The sequence below is a fragment of the Streptomyces sp. ISL-36 genome, assembly GCF_018614205.1.
Taxonomy (GTDB): domain Bacteria; phylum Actinomycetota; class Actinomycetes; order Streptomycetales; family Streptomycetaceae; genus Streptomyces.
On the sequence record NZ_JAGGOS010000035.1, the window covers coordinates 1 to 25231 of the forward strand.

Here is a 25231-nt window from a genome sequence, read left to right on the forward strand (position 1 = left end):
GCTCCGGCGGGTCCCGGTTTCGACCACCCCGGCCCCAGCCGCTGCCGCGCCGGCTGCTCTCCCCGAGCCGGGGCGCTGCCCGCGCCAGTCCCGCGAGGGCCGAGCGAGCCGGCGACGAGGTGGGCCGGCGGACCCGCCTCACGGACCGCGAACGGGTAGGTGTCCGCTCACGCTGGGTGAGCGAGCTCCCTGCGAGCCTCACGTACCTTGCTCCGCCCCGCCGCCCCGCCGCCTCGCCGGGCCGTGGCCGGCCCCCGAGACCGGTCACGCGCGAGCAGCCGGATCGACGGGACCGCCGAGGCGCAGGTCCGCGGGAAGGACGGCAGAGGCGCCGGGCCTCCCCGGCCTCCGGGGCATCCGCCTCGGCGGCGGAGCCCGGCGCACGGGCCGTCGGCCGGTGACCCGGGGTCGTCAGGCCGACGCCCCGGACGCCCGGTCGGCGAGGCCGCGCAGGCGGCTCAACGCCTCCTCCGCCCGGGCGTGTTCGACGAAGAGGTGGTCGTGGTGGAAGCCGGCCACCACGTTGCAGCTCAGTCCGGCATCGGCGAGCTCACGGGCGACGGCCGCCGTCAGGCCCACGGCGTCGAGCGCGGAGTGGACCCGCAGCGTGATCCAGCCCGCCACGTAGTCGTACGCCAGGGAGGCCGCGTCGGCCTCCTCCTGGCGTACGACCAGGGAGAGCCCCTCCCTCTCGACGACCGTCGCGACCGGTGCGACCCCCGCCGGAGCGGGGCCGTCCACGGTGGCGAAGACATAGCGGCCGGGGTTGAGTTCCGGCCGCATCCCGGCGACGAGCCGGGTCAGATCACGCTCTGCACTCATGATCACCACCCTAGGGCGGCGGCACCGGCCGACGGACCTGTCGCCACGTCCGTCGCCGGAGCATGGCGCATCAGGTCAGGTCGAACTCGCCCTCACGCGCGTTGACCACGAACGCCCGCCACTCCGCCGGGCTGAAGATCAGGGACGGCGCCTCCGGTCGCCCTCCGTTGCGCATCGCGATGAAGCCCTCGACGAAGGCGATCTGGACGTCCCCCGTTCCCTGGCTGCTCGACCGCCAGTCGGCCTTGCTGAGGTCGAGGTCCGGCTTGTCCCAGCCCGCGAAGGCGTGCTGGGCGGTGGTGCTGGTGGTGCTCTCCGCCACGTCCGTGCTCCTCCCGCATACCGCATGGTCGTCGTCCGGGGCTCAGGGTAGCGAGCGGCACCCCGTGCCGACAGACCTCACGCGCCGGGCGGCCGGTCGCCCACGAGCCACATGGAGAAGAACTGCGCGCCCCCTCCGTACGCGTGGCCGAGCGCCCTTCGCGCGCCGTCGACCTGGTGTTCGCCCGCCTGTCCCCGCACCTGGAGCGCGGCCTCGGCGAAACGGATCATCCCGGAGGCGCCGATGGGGTTGGTGGACAGGACACCGCCCGAGGGGTTCACCGGCAGGTCCCCGTCCAGTTCCGTCACGCCGGCCTCGGTGAGTTTCCAGCCCTCGCCCTCCTCGGCGAAGCCCAGGTTCTCCAGCCACATCGGCTCGTACCAGGAGAACGGGACGTACATCTCGACCGCGTCGATCTCCCGGCGCGGGTCGGTGATGCCCGCCTGCCGGTAGACGTCGGCGGCGCAGTCCTTGCCGGCCTGTGGCGAGACGAAGTCCTTGCCGGCGAAGAGCGTGGGTTCGCTGCGCATCGCGCCGCCGTGCACCCAGGCGGGCGGCCGGGGTGAGCGCCCGGCGCCCGCGCGGTCGGTGAGGACCATCGCGCAGGCCCCGTCGGAGGACGGGCAGGTCTCGGAGTAGCGGATCGGGTCCCAGAGCATCGGTGAGGCCTGGACCTTCTCCAGGGTGATGTCGTGCTCGTGGAGGTGCGCGTAGGGGTTCTTCAGCGCGTTGCGGCGGTCCTTGTACGCGACGAGGGAGCCGACCGTGTCGGGCGCGCCGGTGCGGCGCATGTAGGCCCGTACGTGCGGGGCGAAGAAGCCGCCCGCGCCGGCGAGCAGCGGCTGCTGGAACGGTACGGGCAGGGACAGGCCCCACATCGCGTTGGATTCGGACTGTTTCTCGAAGGCGAGCGTCAGGACCGTGTGGTGGACACGGGCGGAGACGAGGTTGGCCGCGACCAGGGCCGTGGAGCCGCCGACGGAGCCGGCGGTGTGGACCCGGAGCATCGGCTTGCCCACGGCGCCGAGGGCGTCGGCGAGGTAGAGCTCCGGCATCATCACGCCCTCGAAGAAGTCGGGGGCCTTGCCGATGACGACGGCGTCGATGTCCGCCCAGGTCAGCTCGGCGTCCTGGAGGGCGCGCAGGGCGGCTTCGCGGACGAGTCCGGCGATCGAGACGTCCCGGCGGGTGGCGACGTGCTTGGTCTGGCCGATCCCGACGACGGCGACTGGCTCATTGGGCACGGGGGTCCCCTTCCAGGACGGCGACCAGGTTCTGCTGCAGACAGGGGCCGGAGGTGGCGTGGGCGAGGGCGCGGTCGGAGGCGCCGCGGTGGATCCGGGCGGCGGCCTCGCCGAGCCGGATGAGACCGGCGGCCATCATCGGGTTGGCGGCGAGCGCCCCGCCGGACGGGTTGACCCTCACCCTCTCGTCGAGGTCGAGCTCGTCGAGGTCGAGGTCGAGGGCGCGGCGCAGCACGACCTCCTGGGAGCTGAAGGGGGCGTGGAGTTCGGCCGTGTCCACTGGCCGCTCGAAGGCTCCGGCGCGCTCGGCGGCGAGGCGGGTGGAGGGCGAGTCGGTGAGGTCGCGCACGCCGAGTGCGTGGGCCTCGATCCGGTGGTCCATGCCCCTGATCCAGGCGGGCCGGGCGCACAGTTCGCGCGCCGTGTCCCCGGCTGCCAGGATCACGGCGGCGGCGCCGTCGCCGACGGGCGGGCAGTCGCCGGTGCGCAGCGGCCGGACGACGTAGTCGCCCTGGGGCCGGGCACCCGGCAGTTGGGCATGGGGGTTGGCGGTGGCGTCCTCGCGGCTGCGGGCGGCGACGGAGGCCAGCGAATGCTCGTCCGTGTGTCCGGCGTCGATGAGCGCCTGGGCCTGGAGCGCGGCGAGCGCGACGGAGTCGGGCCAGAGGGGGGCGAGGTAGTAGGGATCGAGCTGCCGGGTGAGGACGTCGCGTACGGAACCGGGCGAGGACTTCCCGTAGGCGTAGACGAGCGCGGTGTCGGCCTGGCCGGTCAGCAGTTTCACCCAGGCCTCGTAGAGCGCCCAGGCGCCGTCCATCTCGACATGGGACTCGGAGATCGGCGGCCAGGCGCCGACCCCGTCGAGGGCCATGGTGAAGGAGAAGGCGCGGCCGGCGAGGTAGTCGGAGGAGCCGGAGCAGGTGAAGCCGATGTCGGGGGTCTTGCATCCGGTCTGCCGCAGCACGTCGTGGAGGACGGGCATGACCATCTCGACCTCGGACAGCTCGTCCGTGTGCCGCCGGTGGTCGGTCTGGGCGAAGGCGACGATCGCCACCTCTCGGTCCGGCGTCACAGCAGCTCCTTGTACGTGTCGTAGTCGGCGTCGGGTTCACCGCAGGGCCGGTAGTGGTCGGGGTAGCGGCTGCCGTCGGTCCACACCGGTTCGACGCGCAGTCCCATCCGGACCTGGTCGTACGGGACGCCGCCGATCCGGCCGTGGAGGGCGAGCCCCGCGCCGTCGAGGGCGATGTGGGCGTAGACGTACGGGACCTCGATGGCGGCGTTCTTCGCTTTGATGTTGACGATGCAGAAGGTGGTGACGGTGCCGCGCGGGCCGACCTCGACCCGCTCGGTGGTGGCGACTCCGCAGGTGGGGCAGGCGCCGCGGGGCGGGACGTACACCTTCGCGCAGGAGGGACAGCGTTCGCCGACCGTCCTGCGTTCGGCGAGGCCCTGGAGGTAGCCGGTCTGGGCGCGGCCCGGGGTGTACGTGTAGTCGAGCCGGGCGGCGGCGACGATGCCGGTGACGGGTTCGTCGAAGACGCCGTCGTGGTCGCGGGCGCCGCTCGCCGGCCGGCTCTCGTACGGTTCGAAGCAGGCGATGTCGGTGATGGCGCCGGCCCGTTCGGCGGCCCAGCGGACCCTGACCCGCATGCCGGTGCGGACGGTGTCGGGGCCGGGCGCGTCGAGGGCGTGGAGCAGCGCGGTGTCGGCGCCGTCGAGCCGGACCAGGACCCAGGCGAACGGGGTGGAGAGCGGCTGCCCGGGGCGGGGCTCGGGGTTCCAGGCCCAGGTGGTGACGGTTCCGGTGGCGGCGACCTCGACGAGTTCGCGCAGTTCCGCGGCGGTTTCGGGGTCGTACTCGACGGGCGGGACGAGCACCCGCCCGTCACCGGCCCGGACGCCGAGGACGGTCCGTTCGCGCAGCCCGGTGAGGAAGGCGGACTGCACGGGTCCGAGGGACCGGGTGAAGGGGAACTCCACGACGAGAGGCGCGCGCAGCACCTCCGGTGCGGGGGTGGCTGTCATGGGCGGGCTCCATTCTGGCGTGAGGGACGGGCGGGGTCTCGGCGACGGGGCCCGTCACTCCCGGCGGTACACCGGCGGCCGTTTCTCCGCGAAGGCGCGGGCGCCTTCCTTCGCGTCCGATGTGGCGAAGATCGGCCAGCCGCGCTTCAGTTCGGCCGCCAGGCCCTCGCTCTCGGTCATCTCCGCCGTCTCGTACACCGAGGCCTTCACCGCCTCCACGGCGAGCGGGCCGCAGGCGTTGATCCGCTCGGCGATCGCGAGAGCCCGGTCGAGCGTGGTGCCGTCGGGCACCACATGGCCGATGAGGCCGATCCGGGCGGCCTCATCGGCGCTGTACGGGCGCCCGGTCAGCAGCATCTCGAGGGCGTGGGTGCGGGGGATCTGACGGGGCAGCCGGACGGTCGAGCCGCCGATCGGGAAGAGTCCGCGCCCCACCTCGAAGAGTCCGAAGGTGGCGGAGGCGCCCGCGATCCGGATGTCGGTGCCCTGGAGGATCTCGGTGCCGCCGGCGACGCAGTAGCCCTCGACGGCGGCGATGACCGGTTTGCGCGGGCGGTGGTGGCGCAGCATCGCCTTCCAGTGGAGATCGGGGTCGGCCGTCATGCGGTCCCGGTACTGCTCGCCCTCCATCCCCTTGCCCGCCAGGGCCTTGAGGTCCATCCCGGCGCAGAAGGATCCGCCCGCGCCGGTCAGGACGACGGAGCGGACGGTGTCGTCGGCGTCGGCCTCCAGCCAGCCGTCGTAGAGCCCGACCAGCATGGGAAGCGAGAGCGCGTTCTTGGCCTCGGGCCGGTTGAGCGTGAGCACGAGCGTGGCGCCTTCGCGCTGCACGGTGAGGTGTTCGGTCCCACCCATGGGTGTTCTCCCGTCTCCAGACCTAGAACAGGTTGCAGGAGGTGCGGGTCCAGTTCAATAGTTTTCTGACACTCAGTCAGATTCTTCTGCGTGACCCCTTCCGCCCGTCGCCCGTCGGCGCTCTAATGACCGCCGAGTCAGTTCGGGCCGGTGCGACCAGCGGCGTCAGGAGGAACGGTGGAGTACAACCTTGCCGACCTGTTCGAGTCGGTCGTCGACGTGGTCCCGGAGCGCGAGGCGCTCGTGTACCTCGACCACCCCGGCACGGGGGCCGAGCGCCGGCTCACCTACGAGGAGCTCGACGCCGCCGCCAACCGCGTCGCCCACCACCTCATCGACAGCGGCATCCGGCCGGGCGAGCATCTGGGCCTGCACCTCTACAACGGCGTCGAGTACCTGCAGACCGTCCTGGCCTGCCTCAAGGCGCGGATCGTGCCGGTCAACGTGAACTACCGGTACGTGGAGGAGGAACTGGTCTACCTCTACCAGGACGCCGACCTCGTCGCGCTCGTCTTCGACGCCGAGTTCACCGGCCGGGTCGCGGCCGCGCTGCCGCAGACGGAGAAGCTGCGGCACCTCGTGCGGGTGGGGACCCCGCCCGAGGGAGCGCCCGCCCTCGACTGCACGGATTTCACGGCCGCCGAGGCCGCGGGCTCGCCCGAGCGCGGCTTCCCCGTACGTTCCGCCGACGACCTCTTCATCATCTACACCGGCGGTACGACGGGCATGCCGAAGGGCGTCATGTGGCGCCAGGAGGATCTGTTCTTCGCCGGGCTCTTCGGCGGCGAACCCACGGGCGAACCGGTGAAACGGCCCGAGGAGCTGGCCGAGCGGGTCGCCGCGCGCGGCGCCGGCCTCACCTTCTTCCCCGCTCCCCCGCTCATGCACGGCACCTCGACGCTGACCTCGTTCATCGCCTTCAACTACGGCCAGCGGGTGGTCATCCACCGCAAGTACGTGCCCGAGGAGGTGCTCCGTACGATCGAGAAGGAGAAGGTCTCCAGCGTGTCACTGGTGGGCGACGCGATGCTCCGGCCGCTCATCGACGCGCTCCACGGACCGCTCAGGGGCACGGACCTGTCGTCACTCTTCAGCGTCTCCTCGTCCGGGGCGATCATGTCGGAGACGGTGCGCGCGCAGTTCCAGGCGCTCGTCCCGAACGTGCTGCTCCTGAACAACTTCGGCTCGTCGGAGTCCGGTTCCAACGGCAGGGCGACGGACGACTCGGGGCCGGAGAAGGGCTTCCGCCTGGAGGTCAACGACCGTACGCGGGTGGTGGACCCGGCGACGTACGAGCCGGTTCCGGTGGGTGTACCGGGCCGCCTCGCCCAGCGGGGTCACGTGCCGCTCGGCTACTACAACGACCCGGCGAAGACGGCCGAGACCTTCTTCCAGAAGGGCGACGAGCGGTGGGTGCTGCTCGGCGACATGGCGACGGTCGACGAGGACGGCATCGTGACCGTCCTCGGCCGCGGCTCGCAGTGCATCAACACCGGCGGGGAGAAGGTGTATCCGGAGGAGGTCGAGCAGGCCCTCAAATCCCATCCGGACGTGTACGACGCCCTGGTCGCCGGCGTCCCGGACGCGCGGTGGGGCAACCACGTGGCGGCCGTCGTCCAGCTGCGCGAGGGCGCGGCGGCCCTGGACCTGGAGTCGGTGAGGACCCACTGCCGCAGCCGCCTCGCCGGCTACAAGATCCCCCGCCAGCTGGTCCTCACCGACCGCATCCAGCGCTCCCCGAGCGGCAAGGCGGACTACCGCTGGGCCCGGTCGGTGGCGGCGGCCGAGGACGCCGCCACCCGGACTCTCTAGACGCTCTAGACGCTCTAGACGCTCTAGACGCTCTAGACGCCGAACTCGCTCAGGGCGGCGAGGTATTCGTCCGGTTTCGAGGCGTGGATCAGGTGGCCGGCCTCGATCGTGACATGCCGGGCGCCGGGGATCCGCCCGGCCATCCACGCGAGCTGCTCCTGCGGGAGGTGGCTGCTCTCGCCGCCGCCGATGAGGAGGGTGGGGGCGGTGACGGTGGGAAGCTCCTCGCGCCAGGCCGGGTCGGGCGCGTTCAGCTGGGCGTCGGTCGCCAGGACCACCTCCCAGTCGAGCGCGAGCGGGCCGTCCGGGCGATCCGCCGGGGCGCGCGGCGGGTCGAGCGGGAAGAAGGCCGGGGCGTCCTCCAGGACGAGCCGGCCGATCAGGTCCGGCTCCCGCTGGGCCAGCAGACAGGCCGCCGCGCCGCCCATGGAGTGGCCGACGACGGTGGCGCCGCTCAGCCCGAGCGCCTTGAGGAAGCCGCGCAGCTCGTCGCGGAACACGTCGAAGCCGTAGTGGCCCGGCCAGTCGCTCAGCCCGTGGCCGCGCAGATCGACGGCGTACACCCGCCGCTCCGTGGCCAGTTCCCCGGCGACACACGTCCAGTCCGCGCTGCTCCCGCCCCGGCCGTGGACCAGGACGACGGGTGGGGCGTCCTCCTCGCCCCACACCCGGTACGCGAGGCGGACTCCGTCGACCGCGACCGTACGGACCTCCGGGTCGAGGAAGGCGGCGACCGGACGGACGAAGGCCTCCGGGTCGTCCACCCAGGGGAAGTGTCCGGCGCGCGGCTGCACCACCAGCTCGGCGTGGGGGAAGAACGCCGCCTGCTCGGCCGCCTTTACCGGGGTCGGAGCGGCGTCGTACCCCCCCGCGAGGACGAGTACGGGCGCGGTGAGGGCGCTGAGCGCGGCCCGGGTCGCCTCGGGATCGTAGGCGCCGGGCCCGTGGTAGGCGGCCATCGCCTCCGCGTGGATCTGCCCGGCGGCGGCCGCGGCGTGCTCCTGTGCGGCCTCGTCCCATCGCCCGTAGCCGAACGGGCCGATGATCTCCAGGACCTCGGGCAGCGGGGTGTCGGGGCCGAGGGTCGCCAGGGCGGCCCGGGATTCGGCGTACCAGGGCTGGTCCGCGAAGACCTCGACGGCCTCGTCCCACTCCTCGTCGGTGGTGTCGACGCCGACGGCCCGCAGTCCGGCGGTGACCAGGACCAGGGAGCGCACCCGTTCGGGATGCGCCGCCGCGTAGAGGGTCGCCAGGTTCCCGGCGCCGGAGTGTGCCAGCAGGTCCATCCGCTCCAGGCCGAGGTGGACGCGGAGCGCCTCGACGTCGGCCACCTGCCGGTCACAGCGGTACGTGGCCGGGTCGGCGGGCGTCCCACTGGCGCCGACCCCGCGCGGGTCGAGCAGGATCAGCGTGCGGTGGGCCGTCAGCCCGCCGAGGTCGCCGAGGTACGCGGAGTCGCGCATCGGCCCGCCGGGCAGGCAGACCAGGGGCTCCCCCTCTCCCCTTGTGCGATAGGCGAGTTGGGTTCCGTCGTACGTGGCGAAGTGCGGCATGGCGTCGATCCTGCTCGCCCGCCGACGATCTTCGCAACTGTGTTCGCCGACGGCGCGATACGGTGGTGTGTCCACCCCCTACCGGCGAAGGAACCGCACCACCATGTCTTCCGAGACCCTGCGAGGCGACTGCGCGAACTGCTTCGGGCTCTGCTGCGTGGCGCTTCCCTTCGCCAAGTCGGCGGACTTCGCCGCGAACAAGCCCTCGGGCGACCCGTGCCGGAACCTCCAGGAAGACTTCCGCTGCTCGATCCACACCAGGCTGCGGCCGAGCGGGTTCTCCGGCTGCACGGTGTACGACTGCTTCGGCGCCGGCCAGAAGGTCTCGCAGGTCACCTTCGGCGGTGTCTCCTGGCGCGAGGCCCCGGAGACCTCCCGGCAGATGTACGAGGTGTTCCCGGTGATGCGCCAGCTCCACGAGCTGCTGCGGTATCTCACCGAAGCCCTCGCGCTGCCCGCGACCCGCTCGATCCACCGCGATCTGCGGCGGGCCCTGACCAGGGTGGAGGCGCTGACCGAGGGCACGGCGGACGCGCTGGAGAAGCTGGACGTCGCGGCGGTCCGCAGCGAGGTCAACCCCCTGCTGCTGAAGACCAGCACGCTGGTGCGGGCCACGGCGGGCGGCAGGAGCAAGAGCCGACGGGGCGCGGACCTCATCGGCGCCCGGCTGCGCGGGGCGAAGCTGCGGGGCGCGGACCTGCGCGGGGCGCTGCTCATCGCCGCCGACCTCTCCGGTGCGGATCTGACCCTGGCGGATCTGATCGGCGCCGACCTCCGCGACGCCGACCTCTCCGGTGCGGACCTGACCGGCGCCCTGTTCCTCACCCAGCCCCAGCTGAACGCGGCCCGCGGGGACGGGGCCACCCGCCTCCCTGAGGGCTTCGAGCGACCGGCGCACTGGGCACGCTAGCCGCCCGGGCCCGACACTTTGGGTAACGTACGAGAGACAATGAGTTACCGACTCCACGAAGGACAACGCCGTGGAACCTCTCGTTTCGCCGGTCAATTCACACAACGAGTGGGACCCGTTGGAGGAGATCATCGTCGGGCGTCTGGACGGCGCGACGATCCCCTCCAGGCATCCGGTCGTGGCCTGCAACATCCCGCCGTGGGCGGCTCGGTTCCAGGGGCTGGCCTCCGGCTACAGGTATCCGCGCAGGCTCATCGAACCGGCACAGCGGGAGCTCGATGAGTTCATCGCCCTGCTGCGGTCCCTCGACGTCATCGTCAGGCGCCCGGACGCGGTCGACCACCGAAAGCGCTTCGGCACCCCCGACTGGTCCTCGCGCGGTTTCTGCAACACCTGTCCGCGGGACAGCATGCTCGTGATCGGCGACGAGATCATCGAGACGCCCATGGCGTGGCCGTGCCGGTACTTCGAGACCCACTCCTATCGGCCGATCCTCAAGGACTACTTCCGGCGCGGCGCACGCTGGACGTCGGCGCCGAAGCCGCAGCTCACCGACGCCCTGTTCAAGGCGGATTTCTCCATCCCCGGGGCGGACGAGCCGATGCGCTACATCCTCACCGAGTTCGAGCCGGTGTTCGACGCGGCGGATTTCGTGCGCGCGGGACGGGACATCTTCGTCACGCGGAGCAACGTCACCAACCGCATGGGCATCGAGTGGCTGCGCCGCCATCTCGGATCCGGCTACCGCATCCACGAGATCGAGAGCCGCTGCCGCACGCCCATGCACATCGACACGACGTTCCTCCCGCTCTCGCCAGGCAAGGTACTGGTCAATCCCGAGTACATCGACGTCGACCGCCTGCCCGAGGTCCTGAGTTCGTGGGACGTTCTGGTCGCCCCGGCGCCGGACCCGATCGACGAGCGGATGCTCAAGATCACCTCGATGTGCGGCACATGGCTCAGCATGAACATTCTGATGATCGACGAGAAGCGGGTGATCGTGGAGCGGCACCACACCAGCATGCTGCGCGCGCTCGAGTCGTGGGGGTTCGAGCCGATTCCGTGCGACCTTCTGCACTACGCGCCGTTCGGCGGCTCCTTCCACTGCGCGACGCTCGACGTCCGGCGCCGCGGCACGCTGGAGTCGTACCTCCCCTGATCGTCAGACGCCCTCGGGGACGTACACGTACGGCGTGGTGGTGGTGAGGGCGGCGAAGCCCAGGCGGGCCAGGATCGGGCGGCTGGTGTCGGCCGCGTCGACCTGGACGAAGCGGTGGCCGCGTTCGATCGCGATCCGGGTCCGGAAGGCGACCAGGGCGCGGTAGAGGCCCTTGCCCCGCCACGGCTCGACCGTGCCCCCGCCCCACAGGCCGGCGAAGTCGGTGCCGGGGTACAGCTCGAGGCGCGCGGCGCTCACCGGCTCGTCCCCGGCCATCGCGAGGACCGCGGCGACGGTGTCGGGCGTGGTCGCCAGCTGGTCGAGGAGGTGCCGGCCGATGTGCGAGCTGTCTCCGCCGAAGGCCCGGTCGTGGACCTCGGTCACCCGCCTGACGCCGGCCTCGTCGGTGACGGTGACCAGCTCGACGCCGTCCGGCAGTTCGACGGCGGTGGGCAGGGTGGCCGCCTCGGCGACCATCAGGGTCTCCTGGTCCTCGGCGGTGAATCCGGCCGCGAGAAGCCGCTCCGCGAGGTCGGCCGGGCGGTCGTGCCCGTACACCTTCCATTCGAAGGCGCGGCCGTGCGCGGTGAAGTGACGGATCTGCTCGGCGATGGCCGCGTCGGCGTCGGCCTCGTCGAGGCCGGACCAGAGGATGCCGTTCCATGCGTGGGCCGGCCCCGTCCGGCGTACGACCGGGCCGATGCGTTCGATGCGGCTGTCGGGTCCTTCGGGACGGGCCTCGCGCCGCCTCTGGCGGTCGAAGAGGTCGAGTGTCGCGGTGTGATCCATGCGGGCACTCCACCACCCGCCGTCCGAGCGCGGCAAACGCATTTTCCGGATCACGCGTTCGCGCACTCCGACGGCGCTGCCGACGCCCGTCCGACGGCGGAGGCGCCGGCCCCTACTCCGGGGCGTGCCGCAACGGGGTGAGCTGTTCGATGTCGTAGCGGCGGCGGAGGGCCTCGACGGCCGTGTGGTCGACCTCGCCTCCCGAGCCGAGGATCTCCATCAGTTCCTCGAAGTACCGCTCATGGTCGGGTGGCGGGGACGCCTGGAAGAGCATCCGGGCGGGCTCCCCCGTCGGGTTGGCGAAGGCGTGCGGGCAGCCCGGCGGGACGAGGATCAGGGTGCCGGGGGTCGCCCGTACGAAGCGCTCGCCGGAGGCGGACTCCCAGTCCCGCCACCGGTCGGGGGTCCGGACGAGCGGTTCGAAGGCGAGGACGTCCAGTTCTCCTTCGAGGAGGTAGAAGAGTTCCTCGCTGTGGCCATGGGTGTGGGCTCCCACGTCGAAGCCGGGCGGGACCTCGACCTCGAACGTGGAGGCGGTCGGGGTGTGTTCGCCGGTGACCTTGAACGTCACCCGCTGGGCGGCGGTCGTGAGGGTCCTGCCGTGGCCGGGCGGTACGACGAGTCCGGTGCTCGGGTGGATCGCTGTCATCCGTCGGTCCGTCCTCTCACCACGTGACCGGGAGTGTCTCGGGGCCTCTGATCAACGCGCCGCGCTGCCACTGGATCTCCTCCTCGGGCACGGCGAGCCGCAGCCCGGGGAACCGCGTCCACAGGGAGTCGAGGAGGATCTCCGACTCGATGCGGGCCAGGGCGGATCCCGGACAGTAGTGCGGTCCGTGGCCGAAGGCGACGTGCGGGTTGTAGTCGCGGTCGAAGTCGAGCCGCTCGGGGTCGGGGAAGACGTCGGGGTCGCGGTTGGCGGTCAGGTACGAGACGTACACCGGGTCGCCGGCGGGGATGAGGACGCCCCCGACCTCGACGTCCTCCAGCGCGATCCGGGACAGGCCGACCGCGTTGCGGTGCGGGATGTAGCGGAGCAGTTCGTCGACCGCCTGCGGCAGCAGCTCGGGTTCGGCGCGGAGGCGGGCGAGGTGGTCGGGGTGGGTGAGGAGCGCGTAGACCATGTTGGCGCTGTTGTTCCGCACGGCGTGCGCGCCGCCGATCTGGATGAGGACCGCGAGCCCGACGGCCTCGTGCTCCTCCAGGGTGGCGTCGTCGACGGCGTCGGCGAGGACGGCGACCAGGGTCTCCTTTTCGGTGCCGTGGCTGCGGCCGATGAGGTCGGTGAAGTACTGGCCCATGTCGGCCTTGGCCCGCTCGCTGGCCTCGCGGCCGGCGCCTGCGGAGATGATGGTGTCGGACCACTTGGCCATCAGCGGCTGGTCGTCCTCCGGTACGCCCATGAGCTCGCTGACCATGGCGAGCGGGAAGGGCCGGTTGACCATGGCCATCAGGTCGGCGGGGGCGCCCTGTTCCTCCATGGCGTCGAGCAGGCGGTCCATGGTGGCCTGCGCGTGGTCGCGCAGGGCGCGCAGGGCGCGGGCGCTGAAGGCGCGGGCCACGACGCGCCGCATACGGGTGTGGTCGGGCGGGTCGGCGAAGCCGACGGCCCCGTCCATGGGGATGAAGTGCGGGGCGAGGCGGGTGACCTGGCGTCCCCAGACGGCCTGCCGGCTGAAGCGGGGGTCGACGGAGACGAACTTGACGTCTTCGTAGCGGGTCACCAGCCAGGCATGACCCTCGCCGTGCGGCAGGCGGACCCGGGTGACCGGGTCCTCGTGGAGCAGCTTGGCGAGCAGGGGGTCGAAGTCGAGACCGGTCAGGTCGGGCACGGCCCAGAAGTGGACCTTGGGGGTGTCGGGGGACTCGGGCGTGGCGGTGGTGGTCATGAGGCGACTTTCGCGGGTGGGGGCTGTCGGGCCTTTGCCCGAGGGCACAGGACGGGCATGATGGTCGAATTCCCGCCCGGTGTTCACATCCCGCAAGAAGGCGATCAAAGACACTCAATTGTGTGATCTCAAAGTTGCCGATGGAGGCGTGCGCGGTACACAGGTGCCGGTGAGCGGGTGGAGCACCGGGCGTCCGCCCGGGGCTCCACCCGCGTCAGCGTCAGACCCGATCAGCGACGATCATCAGGTAGTGGAAGCTGCCTTCCTTGTACGCGGTGAGGAACGGGTCCTCGATACCGGTGGCCACCGAGCACTTGGCCCGCAGCTCCCAGTACGGGATCGTCGCCGCCGTCAGGTCGACGACCTCGATGGGGACGAGGTTGTTCTCCGCGAGCGCGCGGAAGTAGGCGCTGCGCGGGTGGATGTTGCAGGTGTAGTGCTCGTCGATCCGGCTGACGGCCTTGGACCGCAGTCCGGTCACGTCGTTGGAGCAGCCGGTGATGCAGACGTAGCGGCCACCGTGCTCCAGCAGCCGGGAGAACTCGTCGAAGAGCTCGAAGAGGTCCACGTACATCGTGGTCTCGTTGGTCCAGATGGCCTGGCGCGAGCCGGTGGCGAAGCCGGTGTCCAGCATGTTCCTGAAGTGGAACCTCACCCGGTCGGCGACTCCGCGCTTCTCGGCCTGCGCGTTGGCGAAGTCGACCTGGTACTCGGAGATCGAGACCCCGTCGACCTGGCAGCCGAAGCGCTGCTCGGCCATGATGCTGGTGCCGCCACGACCCGAGCCCGCGTCGAGGAGCCGGTCGTTCGGCGTGCGGTCGCCCAGATGGTCGAGCAGCAGGTCCGCCTGGGCGGTCTCCAGGCGGTGCAGCTCCTGGATGATCCTGGCGTCGCGGGTGTCCTCCGGGCCGGCGAGTACGGAGGGGTCGTAGTCGCCGATGCCGTAGTGGTGGTGGTAGAGCCCGTCGATCTCGCCGAGCTTCAGGTTCACCGGGTCCTGCTGGTTGGTGTTCCAGTAGCGGGCCACGGACTCCTGATAGGGGGTACGCAGCACGGCGGATGGCGTGGACGTGGTCATGCGTGGGGTTCCTTACCTGGTGTTTGGTGGGGGGACAGAGTGGGGCGAGGGGTGGGGTGCGGCGTCAGTCCGTGGTGCGGTACCGGGCGCTGCCGGCGTGCCATTCACGGTTGCCGCCCACCCAGGCCCAGGTTCCGGCCAGGAAGCGGGCCAGCTGCGGGGAGCCGCTGCGGGCGAGGACGGCCGCCTCGGCCTCGAAGGTGTGCATCAGCTCGTCGTGGACGAGGACGCTCTGTTCGACCGCTTCCGCCATGGAGCACTGCTCCTCGGATGCGATCAGCATGGGCAGGCTGAAGTCCGTGGGGTCTTCTTTGCCCATCGAGTACAGGTCGTTCATGAGGACGGTCGCGGTGCCGGCCAGATTGAAGGCGCGGCGCACCCGGGGGTCGGCGAACTCGGCCGACGGCACCTCGTACCCGGCGATGGCGTCGACGAGGACCATGCACGGGATGAAGCTGTTCTCGTGGCGGTGCATCAGGTACTCCCAGACCGGCGGCCGATGGCCGGTGGTGTGCCAGACGCCCTCCTGGTTGTACGCGACGAACATGATGGCCAGCTCGTGGCGGAGCCGGCGCACCTGGGTGGTCGAGGCGAAGTTCAGCAGGTTGTCCAGGGCGGAGCGCAGGGCCATCGCCACCGGGTCCTGGCGGACCGCCTGTTCCAGCTGGGGCGCGTAGCGCAGCGGGAGCTGGGCCTGGTCGATCACCGAGTGGCAGATCGCGAGCCGCCGGCCGAGCACATCGTGGCGGGGTTCCTCCACCTCGCAGTCGACGATGTGGTCGTCCACCGCCCATTCGGACAGACCGCACTTGGCCGCGGCGAGGAGCCTTTCGGGGTCGTCGGACTCGGGGTGGGCGAGCATCATCAGCCGGCCGAAGTTCGCGGAGCGGACCTTGTCGAGATGTCCGGGGTAGATGCCGACCTCCTCCGCCCACAGCACGAGGCGCTCGTTGACGAACTCGCCGAGGGCGGGGTCGTCGCGCACCGCGGGAGGGCAGTAGAGCGTCGGTACGCCCTTGGGCGGCGGGGTGCCCGTGGCGGGGGACGCCCCGGGGGTCCCGTCCGGGCGCACCCGCTCGGCGAGCCGTGCGGCGGAGGTGCCGAGCCCGGTCGGTCCGCCGGGAAGAGGGCCGGCTGTCCGGTGGAGGGCCGGGGGCGCGGCGGAGAGGGAGGGGTGCGGGATCAGCGCCCGGACGGCCGAGGTGCCCAGGCCCGTGGGGCCCGGCGAAAGCGCCTCGACGCCGGCCGGGGGCGGCGGTCCGAACAGGTCGGGGCGCCCGGGCCGCACGGGATCGGAGAGCACCGCGTCGATCAGCGCCGCCACGTCGTGGGAGCCCGCGGCGGCGGCCATGCGGGAGAGCACGGACACGGCTCAGCCCCCGTTCCCGCGCGGCCGGCTCGTCCGGGTGGGACGGTCAGGCACGCGGACGCACCTCGACGTTCTCCAGGATCCCGATCGCGTCCGGGACGAGAACGGCCGCCGAGTAGTAGGTGGAGACGAGGTAGGAGATGATCGCCTTCTCGTCGATCCCCATGAACCGGCAGTTGAGGCCGGGCTCGATCTCGTCGGGGAGTCCGGTCTGGTGGAGGCCGATGACGCCCTCGTTGTTCTCGCCGGTGCGCATCGCGATGATCGAGGAGGTCTGGTGCTCGCTGACGCCGATCTTGCCGCAGGGCAGGATCGGGACGCCGCGCCAGGCGGGGATGGCGTGCCCGTCCACCTCGACGGAACGGAGCATGAGTCCCCGCTTGTTGCACTCCTTGCCGAAGGCGGCGATGGCGCGGGGGTGGGCGAAGAGGTACTGGGTGCCGCGGCGCATGCTGAGCAGGTCGTCGAGGTCGTCCGGGGTGGGCGGGCCCGACTGGGTCTGGATGCGCTGTTCGAAGTCCGTGTTGTTGAGCAGCCCGAACTCCGGGTTGTTCACCAGTTCGTACTCCTGGCGCTCGCGCAGCTCCTGGATGGTCAGGCGCAACTGCTGCTGCGTCTGGTTCATGGGCTGGTTGTAGAGGTCGGCGACCCGGCTGTGCACCTTGAGCACGGTCTGCGCGACGCTGAGCTCGTACTCGCGCGGCTTGAGCTCGTAGTCCGCGAAGGCGCCGGGCAGGAGCGCCTCGCCGACGTGGCCGGCGCTGAGCTCGATCGCCGCCTCGCCGGCCTTGTTGGTGGGCCGGTGGCCGTTGGAGCCGAGGCTCTGGACGTGGGCGCGCAGGTTCTCGTACTGGTCGGCGACAGCCTTGTACGCCGTCTGGGGAAGGGCGAGGATCGTGGCCGCCGTCGTGGCCTTGGCCGTGAACTCCCACTTGCCGTCGCCGGCGAGGATCTGGCCGCCGAAGGTGTCGCCGTCGCCGAGCCTGCCGAGGAGGGTCTCGTCGCCGTACTTGCCGGTGCCGAGCTTCTCGACCTTGCCGTGGGCGATCAGATAGATGTGATCGGCCTTCTTGCCGGCGTGCACGATGACCTGGCCGGGCTCGTACTCCTTCTGGACGAACTTCTCGGCCAGCGCGCCCAGCGCGAGCGCATCGTCGAAGCCGCGCAGCAGGGGCAGTTCGGCCAGTTCGGCGGGGATGACCTCGACCTTGGAGCCGGTTTTGTTGAACGTCACGCGGCCGTCGCCGACCACGTAGGACAGCCGTCGGTTGACGCGGTAGGTGCCGCCGGGCGTGTGGACCCAGGGCAGTTTGCGGAGCAGCCAGCGGGAGCTGATGCCCTGCATCTGGGGTTCGGACTTGGTGGTGGTCGCGAGGTTGCGCGCCGCCGCCGTGCTGAGGCTGAGCTGAACGTGGCGTACTTCGGTGGAAGGAGCGGGGGTGGGCGCGGGGGCCGCCGGTTCTGTGTCGACCGACATGGGCTGACTCCGTTTCTGGGACTCGTTCGTCACTCTCCGCGTACAGGTGTAACGCATTGTTGCCGATGTCATATGCACGTGGCGCGACCGTTCCGGAGCACTCAGGCCCGATGGGGCGCCCCCGCGAGCGCCGTGCGCGCTCCGCCGTCCGTGCGTCCGCCTCCGGATTCGGAAAAGGAACCCCAGCCTCTTGCCAGGGAGGGGGTGAGGCCGGATTTAATGACCCGAGACGAGCGACCGAACGATCGGTCGGACGGTTTGGGGACGGGAGTGCGGCGCATGACGGACCTGCTGGACAGTGGCGAGCGGCTCGCCCGCGCGGAACTGGAAGCCCTCCAGCTGGAACGGCTGCGGTCCACGCTCCGCCACGCCTACGAGAACGTCGCCTTCTACCGGAAGGCCTTCGACGCGGCGGGGCTCTCCCCCGACGACTGCCGCTCGCTCGCGGACCTCGCCGCGTTCCCGTTCACCACCAAGGCCGATCTGCGGGACAACTACCCCTTCGGCATGTTCGCCGTCGACCGGTCACAGGTCCGGCGGATCCACGCCTCCAGCGGCACGACCGGGAGGCCGACCGTCGTCGGCTACACGGAGCGTGACCTGGACACCTGGGCCGACGTGGTCGCCCGCTCCCTCCGGGCGGCCGGCGGCAGGCCCGGGCACACCGTCCATGTGGCCTACGGCTACGGGCTCTTCACCGGCGGCCTCGGCGCGCACTACGGAGCGGAGCGGCTCGGCTGCACGGTCGTTCCCGCCTCCGGGGGCATGACGGCACGTCAGGTCCAGCTCATCCAGGACTTCCGGCCCGAGATCATCATGGTGACGCCGTCGTACATGCTCACGCTGCTCGACGAGTTCGAGCGCCAGGGCGTCGATCCGCGGACCACCTCGCTCAAGGTCGGCGTCTTCGGAGCCGAGCCGTGGACGGAGGCGATGCGCCGGGAAATCGAGGAGCGGTTCGCGATCGACGCGGTCGACATCTACGGACTCTCGGAGGTGATGGGCCCCGGCGTCGCCCAGGAGTGCGTGGAGACCAAGGACGGGCTGCACATCTGGGAGGACCACTTCTATCCGGAGGTCGTGGATCCGGTCAGGGGCGAGGTCCTGCCGGACGGCGAGCGGGGCGAGCTCGTCTTCACCTCGCTCACCAAGGAGGCCATGCCGGTGATCCGCTACCGGACCCGGGACCTCACCCGGCTGCTGCCGGGCTCGGCCCGGGTGTTCCGGCGCATGGAGAAGGTGACCGGCCGCAGTGACGACATGGTGATCCTGCGCGGCGTGAACCTCTTCCCCACCCAGATCGAGGAGATCGTGCTGCGGACGGCCGGGGTGGCTCCGCACTTCCAGCTGCGGCTGACGCGTGAGGGACGGCTCGACGCGCTCACCGTACGGGCCGAGGCACGGCCGGAGGCGACGCCCGATCAGCGCGCCGACGCGGCCCGGGCCATCGCGGCGGCGTGCAAGGACGGGATCGGGGTGTCGGTCGGGGTCGAGGTGGTCGACCCCGAGACCCTCGAACGGTCGGTGGGGAAGATCAAGCGGATCGTGGACCTGCGGGGTCAGGATTCCTGAACCTCGGCGAACCGGTCGCGCAGCTCGCGTTTGAGGATCTTCCCGCTGGCGTTGCGGGGCAGCTCGTCCACGAAGAGGACCTTCTTCGGTGCCTTGAAGTGGGCGAGCCTCTCCCGTGCGTGGTCGATGAGTTCGGCCTCGGTGACCTGCTCCCGGGCCACGACCACGGCGGTGACCGCTTCGATCCAGCGGTCGTCGGGCAGTCCCACGACGGCGGCCTCGGCGACGGCCGGGTGGGTGTAGAGGGCGTCCTCGACCTGGCGGGAGGCGACCAGCACACCCCCGGAGTTGATGACGTCCTTCACGCGGTCCACGACGGTGTAGTAGCCCTCGCTGTCGCGCACGGCGAGGTCGCCCGAACGGAACCAGCCGCCGCGGAACGCCTCCTTGGTCTCCTGGGGCTTGTCCCAGTAGCCGTCGCACAACTGCGGTGACCGGTAGACGACTTCGCCGGGCGTGCCGTCGGGGACCTCCTTGCCGTCCTCGTCGACGACCTTGGCCTCGACGTGGCGCACGGGCCGGCCGCAGGAGTCCATCCGGCCCTCGTGCTCGTCCGGGCCGAGGACGGTCGCGAGGGGCCCGATCTCGCTCTGCCCGAAGCAGTTGTAGAAGCGCAGTGCGGGGAGCCGGTCGCGGAGCCGTTCGAGGACGGGCACCGGCATGATCGAGGCGCCGTAGTACGCCTTGCGGAGCGCGGAGAGGTCGCGGGTGGCGAACTCGGGATGGTTCGACAGGCCGATCCACACCGTGGGCGGGGCGAAGAGGCTGTCGGCGCGGCCCGCCTCGATCAGGTCGAAGAGCACGGCCGGGTCGGGCCCGTCGACGATGGTGTTCTCGGCGCCGACCGCGAGGTAGGGCAGCAGGAAGACGTGCATCTGCGCGGAGTGGTAGAGCGGCAGCGAGTGGACGGGCCTGTCGTCCTCGTGGAGATCGAGGGCCTCGATGGCGCTGGCGTACTCGTGGACCAGCGCGCGATGGGTCATCCGGGCGCCCTTGGGCAGGGCCGTCGTTCCCGAGGTGTAGAGCAGTTGGACGTACTCACGCGCGTCGCGGTCCGTGTCGTACGTGTCCGGCTCGGCGAGGGCCGCGAGGAACGAGTCGTCCGTGTCGCGCAGGGGACGTACGGTCAGGTCCGCGGGGACCCGGTCCGCGAGCGCCGGGTCGGCGAGCACGAGCGTGCTGCCGGACTGGCGCAGGATGTAGTCGAGGTCCTCGCCGGTGAGGTGGTGGTTGACCGGTACATGGATCAGGTCGGCGCGGGCGCAGGCGAGGAAGGCGATCAGATACGCGTCGGAGTTGTGGCCGTAGGTCGCGACACGGGCACGCTCGCCGAGCCCGTACCGCTCGCGCAGCACGGCGGCGCCGGTCGTCACGGCCGCGTCCAGCTCCGCGTAGGTCCAGGACCGGTCCGCGTACCGTACGGCGATCCGGTCGGGGACGCGCTGCGCGCTCATACGCAGGACGCCGTCGACGGTGCGGCTCAGGAGTCGTTCCATGGCTGGATCCTCGGTGGGCGCAGAGGGGCGGGTCAAGTACCGGGGCCGCATCGCACGGCGTCGGACCTCGGATACCGAACGGCATGTTGACAAAGCAAGCGCTCAGCTGCGTGCATGGTCCAACCCGCAAACACCGTCCCTCTGTTGGGAGGCACGTTGCACCTTCGCACCCGCCTGAAACAGCTGGCGCTCGCCGGCGCGGCGCTCGCGACCGTCACCGCCTCGCTGCCGCCCGCGGCGGTGGCCGACTCCGGCGACCGGCACGACCGTCCGTCGGACCGCGGCCTGTCGGCCGTCATCCGCTACACCGAGTACGGCATCCCGCACATCGTCGCCAAGGACTACGCGAACCTCGGCTTCGGCACCGGCTGGGCCCAGGCCGCCGATCAGATATGCACGCTCGCCGACGGGTTCGTGACCGTGAACGGCGAACGCTCCCGCTGGTTCGGCCCCGAGGGGGCGCCGGACGGTTCGCTCTCCTCGGCCACCCGGAACCTCTCCAGCGATCTGTACTTCCGCGGGGTACGGGACGCGGGCACGGTCGAGGGCCTCCTCGCGCGGCCCGCGCCGGCCGGCCCGAGCGGGCAGCTGAAGGAGCTGATGCGGGGCTGGGCGGCCGGCTACAACGCCTGGCTGAAGCAGAACCGGATCACCGACCCGGCATGCCGGGACGCCGGCTGGGTCCGCCCGGTCACCCAGCTCGACGTCGCCCGGCGGGGTTTCGCCGTCTCGGTGCTCGGCGGTCAGGGACGGGGGATCGACGGCATCACCGCCGCCGAGCCGCCCCTCTCCCCCGCTGCCGCCTCGGACACGGCGGCACCCGACCCTGACCGTAGCGCCGCCGCGGCCCGCGATCTCTTCGCCGCCGAGAACTCCACGATGGGCTCCAACGCCGTCGCGTTCCACGGCGGTACGACGGCGAACGGTCGTGGGCTGCTGCTCGGCAATCCGCACTACCCCTGGCAGGGCGGCCGCCGCTTCTGGCAGGCGCAGCAGACCATCCCGGGTGAACTCAATGTCTCCGGGGCCTCCTTGCTCGGCACGACCGTCGTCAACATCGGCTTCAACGACAAGGTGGCCTGGAGCCACACGGTCACCACCGGTGTCACGCTCAATCTGCACCAGCTCACCCTCGATCCGGCGGATCCGACGAGCTATCTGGTCGACGGCAGGCCGGAGCGGATGACGCGGCGGACCGTCACGGTGCCGGTCAAGGACGGTGCGCCCGTGACGCGCACGCAGTACTGGACCCGGTACGGGCCCGTCGTCAGCGGCCTGGGCGCGCAACTGCCACTGCCGTGGACGTCGACGACGGCCTACGCGCTCAACGACCCCAACGCCACCAACCTGCGGGGCTCGGACACCGCGCTCGGCTTCGGCAAGGCGCGCTCCACCCAGGACGTGCTCGACACCCTGCTTCGCACCCAGGGCCTTCCCTGGGTGAACACGATCGCCGCGGACTCCTCCGGGAACTCGCTGTTCACCCAGTCACAGGTACTTCCCCGGATCACCGACGAGCTGGCCCAGCGCTGTTCCACCCCGCTGGGCAGGGCGACGTACCCGGCCTCGGGGGTGGCGGTCCTCGACGGCTCACGGGGCGACTGCGCCCTCGGCTCGGATCCGGACGCGATCGAGCCGGGTGTGTTCGGCCCCTCGAAGATGCCGGTGCTGCGCAACGCCCCGTACGTGGAGAACTCCAAGACCATGATCAAGGCGTGATTATCGCGCGTCGCTGACCTGCCGAGAGAGACCCCGCCCCACCAGGGGCTTGCGGTCCTCCGCACGCGCGAACCGCTGCTGGTGACGGTCGTCCGGCGGCCAGTGGAAGCCGGCGAGAGCATCCGCCAATGGCCGCACCAACCGCGCGATCGGCCGAAGAGACGCCGCGTCGACGCTGAGGCCGTCGCGCAACCTGCGACCGGCTCCTGACCGCCCTACGCCACGCCGACGCCACCGATGACGTCGCGCTCGTCATCGCCCACGTTCGACCCCACCCGCCCACCGACGAGGCGAGCACACCGACCTGACCGGCCAACCAGCGGCGTCGTCCACCCACCGCGCCTTCGAGCGCCCCTGCGCGTGCCGACCCGGCCACGGGTCAACGGCGTGCTCAGGGTGCTTCGACCAGCGGGGGCTCCCCCATGGGGATGGTCAGCGCCTCGCGCAGGGCGCTGACCGCGTCGGTGCCGATGCGTTGCGCCAGGACGCCTTCGATGACGGTGAGGGTGTCCCGGGCGCGCCGGTGTACGCGCGCGCCCTCTGCCGTCGGGCGGATCAGGCGGCTGCGGGCGGAGGTGGGGTCGGGTGCCTGCTCCAGCAGGCCCAGGCCGATGAGGGCGTGCACCGCCTGGTGGGCGGTCTGCCGGGTGACGCCCATCCGGCGGGTCAGCCCCGAGACCGTGGTGCCCTCTTCCTCGAGGGCGGCGAAGACGGCCGCCTGCCCGACGGTGACCGGCTGCTCGCCAGCGGCCCGCATGCTGGCCAGCAACGCGTCGTCGAACCAGCGCTTGGCCTCGGTGAGGAGCTGGGGCAGGTTAAGTGCGGGGGCGGTCATGGTTCCTCAGGGGACGGGGATTCGAGGATAACGAACGTACGGGGACTCCCCCGAGACGGATGTCAGGTAGCCTGACGCTCATCGTTCACGTCGCGCCGGAGGTTCTCATGACCATGGAGTTCGCCCGTCCCAGCCGCCCGCGGTCGCACATCCCGGCCGAGCCCGGGAAGCCGTACTTCATCGAGAAGGGCATGGGCGACCGCGCCCATCTGTTCACCGACCTGGTCACCGTCTACGCGGGCGGCGAGCAGACCGAGAACGCCTTCAACTTCTTCACCGTCGAGGGCCCCAAGGGCGACCTCATACCCGCCCATCTCCACTCCGACACCTACGAGGTCTTCTACATCACGGACGGCGCGGTACGGCTGTTCGTGGAAGACCTGGAGGGTAAGCAGTACGAGAAGGTACTCACCGTCGGGGACTTCGGCTTCGTGCCGAAGAACTGCCCCCACGCATACCGCATCGAGCGCCACCACAGCCGGGTCGTCGGTGTGGCCGCCGGACCGGGCGGCACCTTCGAGCGGTTCTTCGAGAACCTGGGCACCCCGACCGACGAACTCGGTCTGCCGCGCGAGCCGTACGTGCCCGAGCCGTCCAAGTTCGGCACCGTACCCCAGCGGTACGACGTGCGGTTCCTGCCCGACCACCAGTGGCGCACCGGGAGCTGACCTCAGTGGCGTACGTGCACATGCTGCTGACCGGGGCGCTGGTCGGTGTCCTGTACGCGGTGGTGCGGGTGAAGGCCCCGACTCCGCCGCCCGTCGCGCTGTTCGGCCTGCTCGGCATGGTCGTCGGGCAGACGGTCATGAGGGCGCTGTGACCGCTACGCGCCGGACCCGCCCGGCGGGGTTCGCGCGCCGGGCCGCGGTCTCCTTCGCCGTGGGGCTGGTGATGGGCGGCGTGTGCTGGGCCCTGGGGCTTACCGCGCCCGCGCCGACCCTGCTCGGCTTGGCGGGGCTGTTGGGCGTCGGCCTCGGCGAGCGCGCAGCCACGGCGCTCGCTACCCGACTGGTCCGCCGCCGCACGTGTCCCGAAGCCCCGCAGCCCGCCCGCCCAGAGAAGGCTGCTCCCCAAGACGCCTCCGTTCCATCCCGCCCTCATTGATGCACAAGCGCAGGCCCGCGCCCACGCCGACGACGCCACCTGGCGGTTCCTCAACACCTTCGACACCTACCCGTAGACCGCCCGGCCTGGAAAGAGGCATCCATGTCACTGACGCCCGATCTCGCCGCATTCCTAGCCCCGCCCGCCCCCGCGCAGCTGCCACTCCCGCCCGCCGCGCACCCCGAGCCGGGTGTACGGCTGCTGCGCGGCGTCCCGTACGCCTACCGTGCGGGCGTCCGCCCCCTCGAACTCGACCTGTGGCTGACCGACGAGCGGCAGGCCCCGCTGCCGGTCATCCTCTACATCCACGGCGGCGGCTGGCGTGCGGGCACGCGTACGGAGATGGGGCCGGCCTTCCGCCACTGGCGTCCTGACCCCTTCACGCGTCTCGTGCAGGCCGGGTTCGCCGTCGCCAGCCTCGACTACCGGCTCAGCGGCGAGGCCGTCTACCCGGCCCAGTTGGAGGACGTCACCGCTGCCCTGACCTGGCTGTACGCACGAGCTGACGAACTCGGCCTGGACATGGGCCGGACTGTGTCGTGGGGCGAATCCGCAGGTGCCCACCTCGCCGCCCTGCTCGCCCTCACCGCACCGGTGAGCGGCTGCGTCGCCTGGTACGGGCCCACCGATCTGACCACCCTGCCCGGCCAGTCCCGGCCCGGCGCCTACGACGCTGCCGACCCCACCACCCGCGAGGCCCTGCTGATCGGAGCGGCGATCAGCGAGGCGCCCGACCGTGCCCGCGCCGCCAGCCCGGTTACGCACGTCACCGCCGACGCGCCGCCGTTCCTCATCCTCCACGGCACCGACGACGCGCTCATCCCCGTTGCCCAGGGCGAGCAGCTCGCAGCCGCCCTGCGCGAGGCGGTCGGCCACGTCGACTTCCGACCCGTCCCCGGCGCGGACCACGGTTGGGCGGGCCTGCCGGACGAGGACGTCGAGCGGTGCTTCGTCGCCTCCCTGGACTTCGCCCGCACCTGCGCCGCAGGCCCGCGCTCACCCGCACGCCCCTAGCGTAGAGACCGCCCGTCCGACCGGGCCCGGTGGTGTGGCAGCCGTGCGCCGCCCGCTCGCAGACTGGAGCGGCATACCTCTCACTCGAGGTGGAGCACGATGTGTCCGCGCTCGCGGTGGCCGCCGCTAGCTGCCGCGTCACTCCGTCAGCAGCAGTTCGGCGGCGGTCTCGCCCATGCGGCGC

Annotated in this window: 23 protein-coding genes and 1 pseudogene; 9 read left to right on the forward strand and 15 right to left on the reverse strand. The window is 71.4% G+C overall.

The features are described from left to right. Positions 1-411: 411 nt before the first annotated feature. The 6 genes from J7E93_RS08735 to J7E93_RS08760 all read right to left on the reverse strand — a co-directional run bounded on the left by J7E93_RS08735 (position 412) and on the right by J7E93_RS08760 (position 5271). Positions 412-822: an ACT domain-containing protein gene (locus J7E93_RS08735; RefSeq protein ID WP_215067125.1), complete on the reverse strand. Its 411-nt coding sequence runs from the start codon at positions 820-822 to the stop codon at positions 412-414. A gap of 70 nt (positions 823-892) precedes the next feature. Beyond that, complete coding sequence (locus J7E93_RS08740; RefSeq protein WP_215067130.1) at positions 893-1144, reverse strand: DUF397 domain-containing protein; 252 nt, start codon at positions 1142-1144, stop codon at positions 893-895. Between the two features lie 77 nt (positions 1145-1221). Next, positions 1222-2388 carry a thiolase domain-containing protein gene (locus J7E93_RS08745; RefSeq protein WP_215067133.1) on the reverse strand — a complete coding sequence of 389 codons (1167 nt, stop codon included), beginning with the start codon at positions 2386-2388 and terminating at the stop codon, positions 1222-1224. Further along, the gene (locus J7E93_RS08750) at positions 2378-3460 is read right to left on the reverse strand and encodes a thiolase domain-containing protein (RefSeq protein ID WP_215067135.1); all 1083 of its coding nucleotides are present in this window, start codon (positions 3458-3460) and stop codon (positions 2378-2380) included. Before J7E93_RS08750 ends, J7E93_RS08745 begins: the two co-directional genes overlap by 11 nt. Beyond that, the gene (locus J7E93_RS08755) at positions 3457-4416 is read right to left on the reverse strand and encodes a Zn-ribbon domain-containing OB-fold protein (RefSeq protein WP_215067137.1); all 960 of its coding nucleotides are present in this window, start codon (positions 4414-4416) and stop codon (positions 3457-3459) included. The genes J7E93_RS08750 and J7E93_RS08755 overlap by 4 nt, the downstream gene beginning before the upstream one ends. Before the next feature lie 54 nt (positions 4417-4470). Then, positions 4471-5271 (reverse strand): crotonase/enoyl-CoA hydratase family protein, encoded by an 801-nt coding sequence (locus J7E93_RS08760; protein WP_215067139.1) that lies wholly within the window; start codon positions 5269-5271, stop codon positions 4471-4473. Positions 5272-5448: 177 nt separating this feature from the next. Between J7E93_RS08760 and J7E93_RS08765 the strand changes: the two genes are divergently transcribed. Next, on the forward strand, positions 5449-7083 hold the full coding sequence (locus tag J7E93_RS08765) for an acyl-CoA synthetase (RefSeq protein WP_215067141.1): 1635 nt from the start codon (positions 5449-5451) through the stop codon (positions 7081-7083). Between the two features lie 32 nt (positions 7084-7115). Here J7E93_RS08765 and J7E93_RS08770 read toward each other — a convergent pair whose 3' ends face one another. Next, the gene (locus J7E93_RS08770; RefSeq protein ID WP_215067143.1) at positions 7116-8636 is read right to left on the reverse strand and encodes an alpha/beta fold hydrolase; all 1521 of its coding nucleotides are present in this window, start codon (positions 8634-8636) and stop codon (positions 7116-7118) included. Between the two features lie 103 nt (positions 8637-8739). On the opposite strand from J7E93_RS08770, the gene J7E93_RS08775 reads away from it, so the two are divergent. Both J7E93_RS08775 and J7E93_RS08780 read left to right on the forward strand, forming a co-directional pair. Further along, positions 8740-9546: a pentapeptide repeat-containing protein gene (locus J7E93_RS08775; RefSeq protein ID WP_215067144.1), complete on the forward strand. Its 807-nt coding sequence runs from the start codon at positions 8740-8742 to the stop codon at positions 9544-9546. Positions 9547-9616: 70 nt separating this feature from the next. After that, the gene (locus J7E93_RS08780) at positions 9617-10705 is read left to right on the forward strand and encodes an amidinotransferase (protein WP_215067146.1); all 1089 of its coding nucleotides are present in this window, start codon (positions 9617-9619) and stop codon (positions 10703-10705) included. Between the two features lie 3 nt (positions 10706-10708). On the opposite strand, the gene J7E93_RS08785 is transcribed toward J7E93_RS08780, so the two are convergent. The 6 genes from J7E93_RS08785 to J7E93_RS08810 all read right to left on the reverse strand — a co-directional run bounded on the left by J7E93_RS08785 (position 10709) and on the right by J7E93_RS08810 (position 17307). Continuing rightward, a complete protein-coding gene (locus J7E93_RS08785) occupies positions 10709-11494 on the reverse strand; it encodes a GNAT family N-acetyltransferase (protein WP_215067148.1) in 786 nt (261 codons plus the stop codon). 112 nt (positions 11495-11606) lie between these two features. Continuing rightward, entirely contained in the window at positions 11607-12143 is a 537-nt protein-coding gene (locus J7E93_RS08790) for a cupin domain-containing protein (RefSeq protein ID WP_215067149.1), read from the reverse strand. Between the two features lie 16 nt (positions 12144-12159). Continuing rightward, positions 12160-13383, reverse strand: a complete 1224-nt coding sequence (locus J7E93_RS08795; protein ID WP_215067151.1) for a cytochrome P450 — start codon at positions 13381-13383, stop codon at positions 12160-12162. 220 nt (positions 13384-13603) lie between these two features. After that, entirely contained in the window at positions 13604-14461 is an 858-nt protein-coding gene (locus tag J7E93_RS08800; RefSeq protein ID WP_215067153.1) for a geranyl diphosphate 2-C-methyltransferase, read from the reverse strand. 64 nt (positions 14462-14525) lie between these two features. Further along, positions 14526-15830 carry a family 2 encapsulin nanocompartment cargo protein terpene cyclase gene (locus tag J7E93_RS08805; protein ID WP_215067155.1) on the reverse strand — a complete coding sequence of 435 codons (1305 nt, stop codon included), beginning with the start codon at positions 15828-15830 and terminating at the stop codon, positions 14526-14528. A gap of 46 nt (positions 15831-15876) precedes the next feature. Then, positions 15877-17307, reverse strand: coding sequence for a family 2B encapsulin nanocompartment shell protein (locus J7E93_RS08810; protein ID WP_215067157.1), 1431 nt, complete (start codon positions 17305-17307; stop codon positions 15877-15879). A gap of 279 nt (positions 17308-17586) precedes the next feature. Between J7E93_RS08810 and paaK the strand changes: the two genes are divergently transcribed. Next, positions 17587-18879, forward strand: a complete 1293-nt coding sequence (gene paaK / locus J7E93_RS08815; RefSeq protein ID WP_215067159.1) for a phenylacetate--CoA ligase PaaK — start codon at positions 17587-17589, stop codon at positions 18877-18879. Here paaK and J7E93_RS08820 read toward each other — a convergent pair. Continuing rightward, complete coding sequence (locus tag J7E93_RS08820) at positions 18867-20375, reverse strand: fatty acyl-CoA synthetase (RefSeq protein ID WP_215067161.1); 1509 nt, start codon at positions 20373-20375, stop codon at positions 18867-18869. The two genes, paaK and J7E93_RS08820, sit on opposite strands and share 13 nt — an antisense overlap. Before the next feature lie 156 nt (positions 20376-20531). Here J7E93_RS08820 and J7E93_RS08825 point away from each other — a divergent pair. After that, positions 20532-22073, forward strand: a pseudogene (locus J7E93_RS08825) (penicillin acylase family protein); the annotation flags it as partial. A 412-nt stretch (positions 22074-22485) separates the two neighbouring features. Here the strand turns inward: J7E93_RS08825 and J7E93_RS08830 are convergent. Continuing rightward, positions 22486-22929, reverse strand: coding sequence for a MarR family winged helix-turn-helix transcriptional regulator (locus tag J7E93_RS08830; protein ID WP_215067163.1), 444 nt, complete (start codon positions 22927-22929; stop codon positions 22486-22488). 107 nt (positions 22930-23036) lie between these two features. Between J7E93_RS08830 and J7E93_RS08835 the strand changes: the two genes are divergently transcribed. The 4 genes from J7E93_RS08835 to J7E93_RS08850 all read left to right on the forward strand — a co-directional run bounded on the left by J7E93_RS08835 (position 23037) and on the right by J7E93_RS08850 (position 25047). Then, a complete protein-coding gene (locus tag J7E93_RS08835) occupies positions 23037-23597 on the forward strand; it encodes a quercetin 2,3-dioxygenase (protein WP_215067165.1) in 561 nt (186 codons plus the stop codon). A 5-nt stretch (positions 23598-23602) separates the two neighbouring features. Further along, a complete protein-coding gene (locus J7E93_RS08840) occupies positions 23603-23749 on the forward strand; it encodes a DUF1427 family protein (RefSeq protein WP_308368125.1) in 147 nt (48 codons plus the stop codon). Further along, positions 23746-24033 (forward strand): DUF1427 family protein, encoded by a 288-nt coding sequence (locus J7E93_RS38290; protein WP_215067167.1) that lies wholly within the window; start codon positions 23746-23748, stop codon positions 24031-24033. The genes J7E93_RS08840 and J7E93_RS38290 overlap by 4 nt, the downstream gene beginning before the upstream one ends. A gap of 102 nt (positions 24034-24135) precedes the next feature. Continuing rightward, positions 24136-25047 carry an alpha/beta hydrolase gene (locus J7E93_RS08850; protein WP_215067169.1) on the forward strand — a complete coding sequence of 304 codons (912 nt, stop codon included), beginning with the start codon at positions 24136-24138 and terminating at the stop codon, positions 25045-25047. Positions 25048-25231 lie beyond the last annotated feature (184 nt).

Coding starts and splice junctions, on each gene's coding strand:
- J7E93_RS08735 (WP_215067125.1), bottom strand. CDS start 822: ATGAGTGCAGAGCGTGATCTGACCCGGCTCGTCGCCGGGATGCGGCCG.
- J7E93_RS08755 (WP_215067137.1), bottom strand. CDS start 4,416: ATGACAGCCACCCCCGCACCGGAGGTGCTGCGCGCGCCTCTCGTCGTG.
- J7E93_RS08760 (WP_215067139.1), bottom strand. CDS start 5,271: ATGGGTGGGACCGAACACCTCACCGTGCAGCGCGAAGGCGCCACGCTC.
- J7E93_RS08770 (WP_215067143.1), bottom strand. CDS start 8,636: ATGCCGCACTTCGCCACGTACGACGGAACCCAACTCGCCTATCGCACA.
- J7E93_RS08775 (WP_215067144.1), top strand. CDS start 8,740: ATGTCTTCCGAGACCCTGCGAGGCGACTGCGCGAACTGCTTCGGGCTC.
- J7E93_RS08785 (WP_215067148.1), bottom strand. CDS start 11,494: ATGGATCACACCGCGACACTCGACCTCTTCGACCGCCAGAGGCGGCGC.
- J7E93_RS08790 (WP_215067149.1), bottom strand. CDS start 12,143: ATGACAGCGATCCACCCGAGCACCGGACTCGTCGTACCGCCCGGCCAC.
- J7E93_RS08795 (WP_215067151.1), bottom strand. CDS start 13,383: ATGACCACCACCGCCACGCCCGAGTCCCCCGACACCCCCAAGGTCCAC.
- J7E93_RS08800 (WP_215067153.1), bottom strand. CDS start 14,461: ATGACCACGTCCACGCCATCCGCCGTGCTGCGTACCCCCTATCAGGAG.
- J7E93_RS08810 (WP_215067157.1), bottom strand. CDS start 17,307: ATGTCGGTCGACACAGAACCGGCGGCCCCCGCGCCCACCCCCGCTCCT.
- paaK (WP_215067159.1), top strand. CDS start 17,587: ATGACGGACCTGCTGGACAGTGGCGAGCGGCTCGCCCGCGCGGAACTG.
- J7E93_RS08820 (WP_215067161.1), bottom strand. CDS start 20,375: ATGGAACGACTCCTGAGCCGCACCGTCGACGGCGTCCTGCGTATGAGC.
- J7E93_RS08830 (WP_215067163.1), bottom strand. CDS start 22,929: ATGACCGCCCCCGCACTTAACCTGCCCCAGCTCCTCACCGAGGCCAAG.
- J7E93_RS08835 (WP_215067165.1), top strand. CDS start 23,037: ATGACCATGGAGTTCGCCCGTCCCAGCCGCCCGCGGTCGCACATCCCG.
- J7E93_RS08850 (WP_215067169.1), top strand. CDS start 24,136: ATGTCACTGACGCCCGATCTCGCCGCATTCCTAGCCCCGCCCGCCCCC.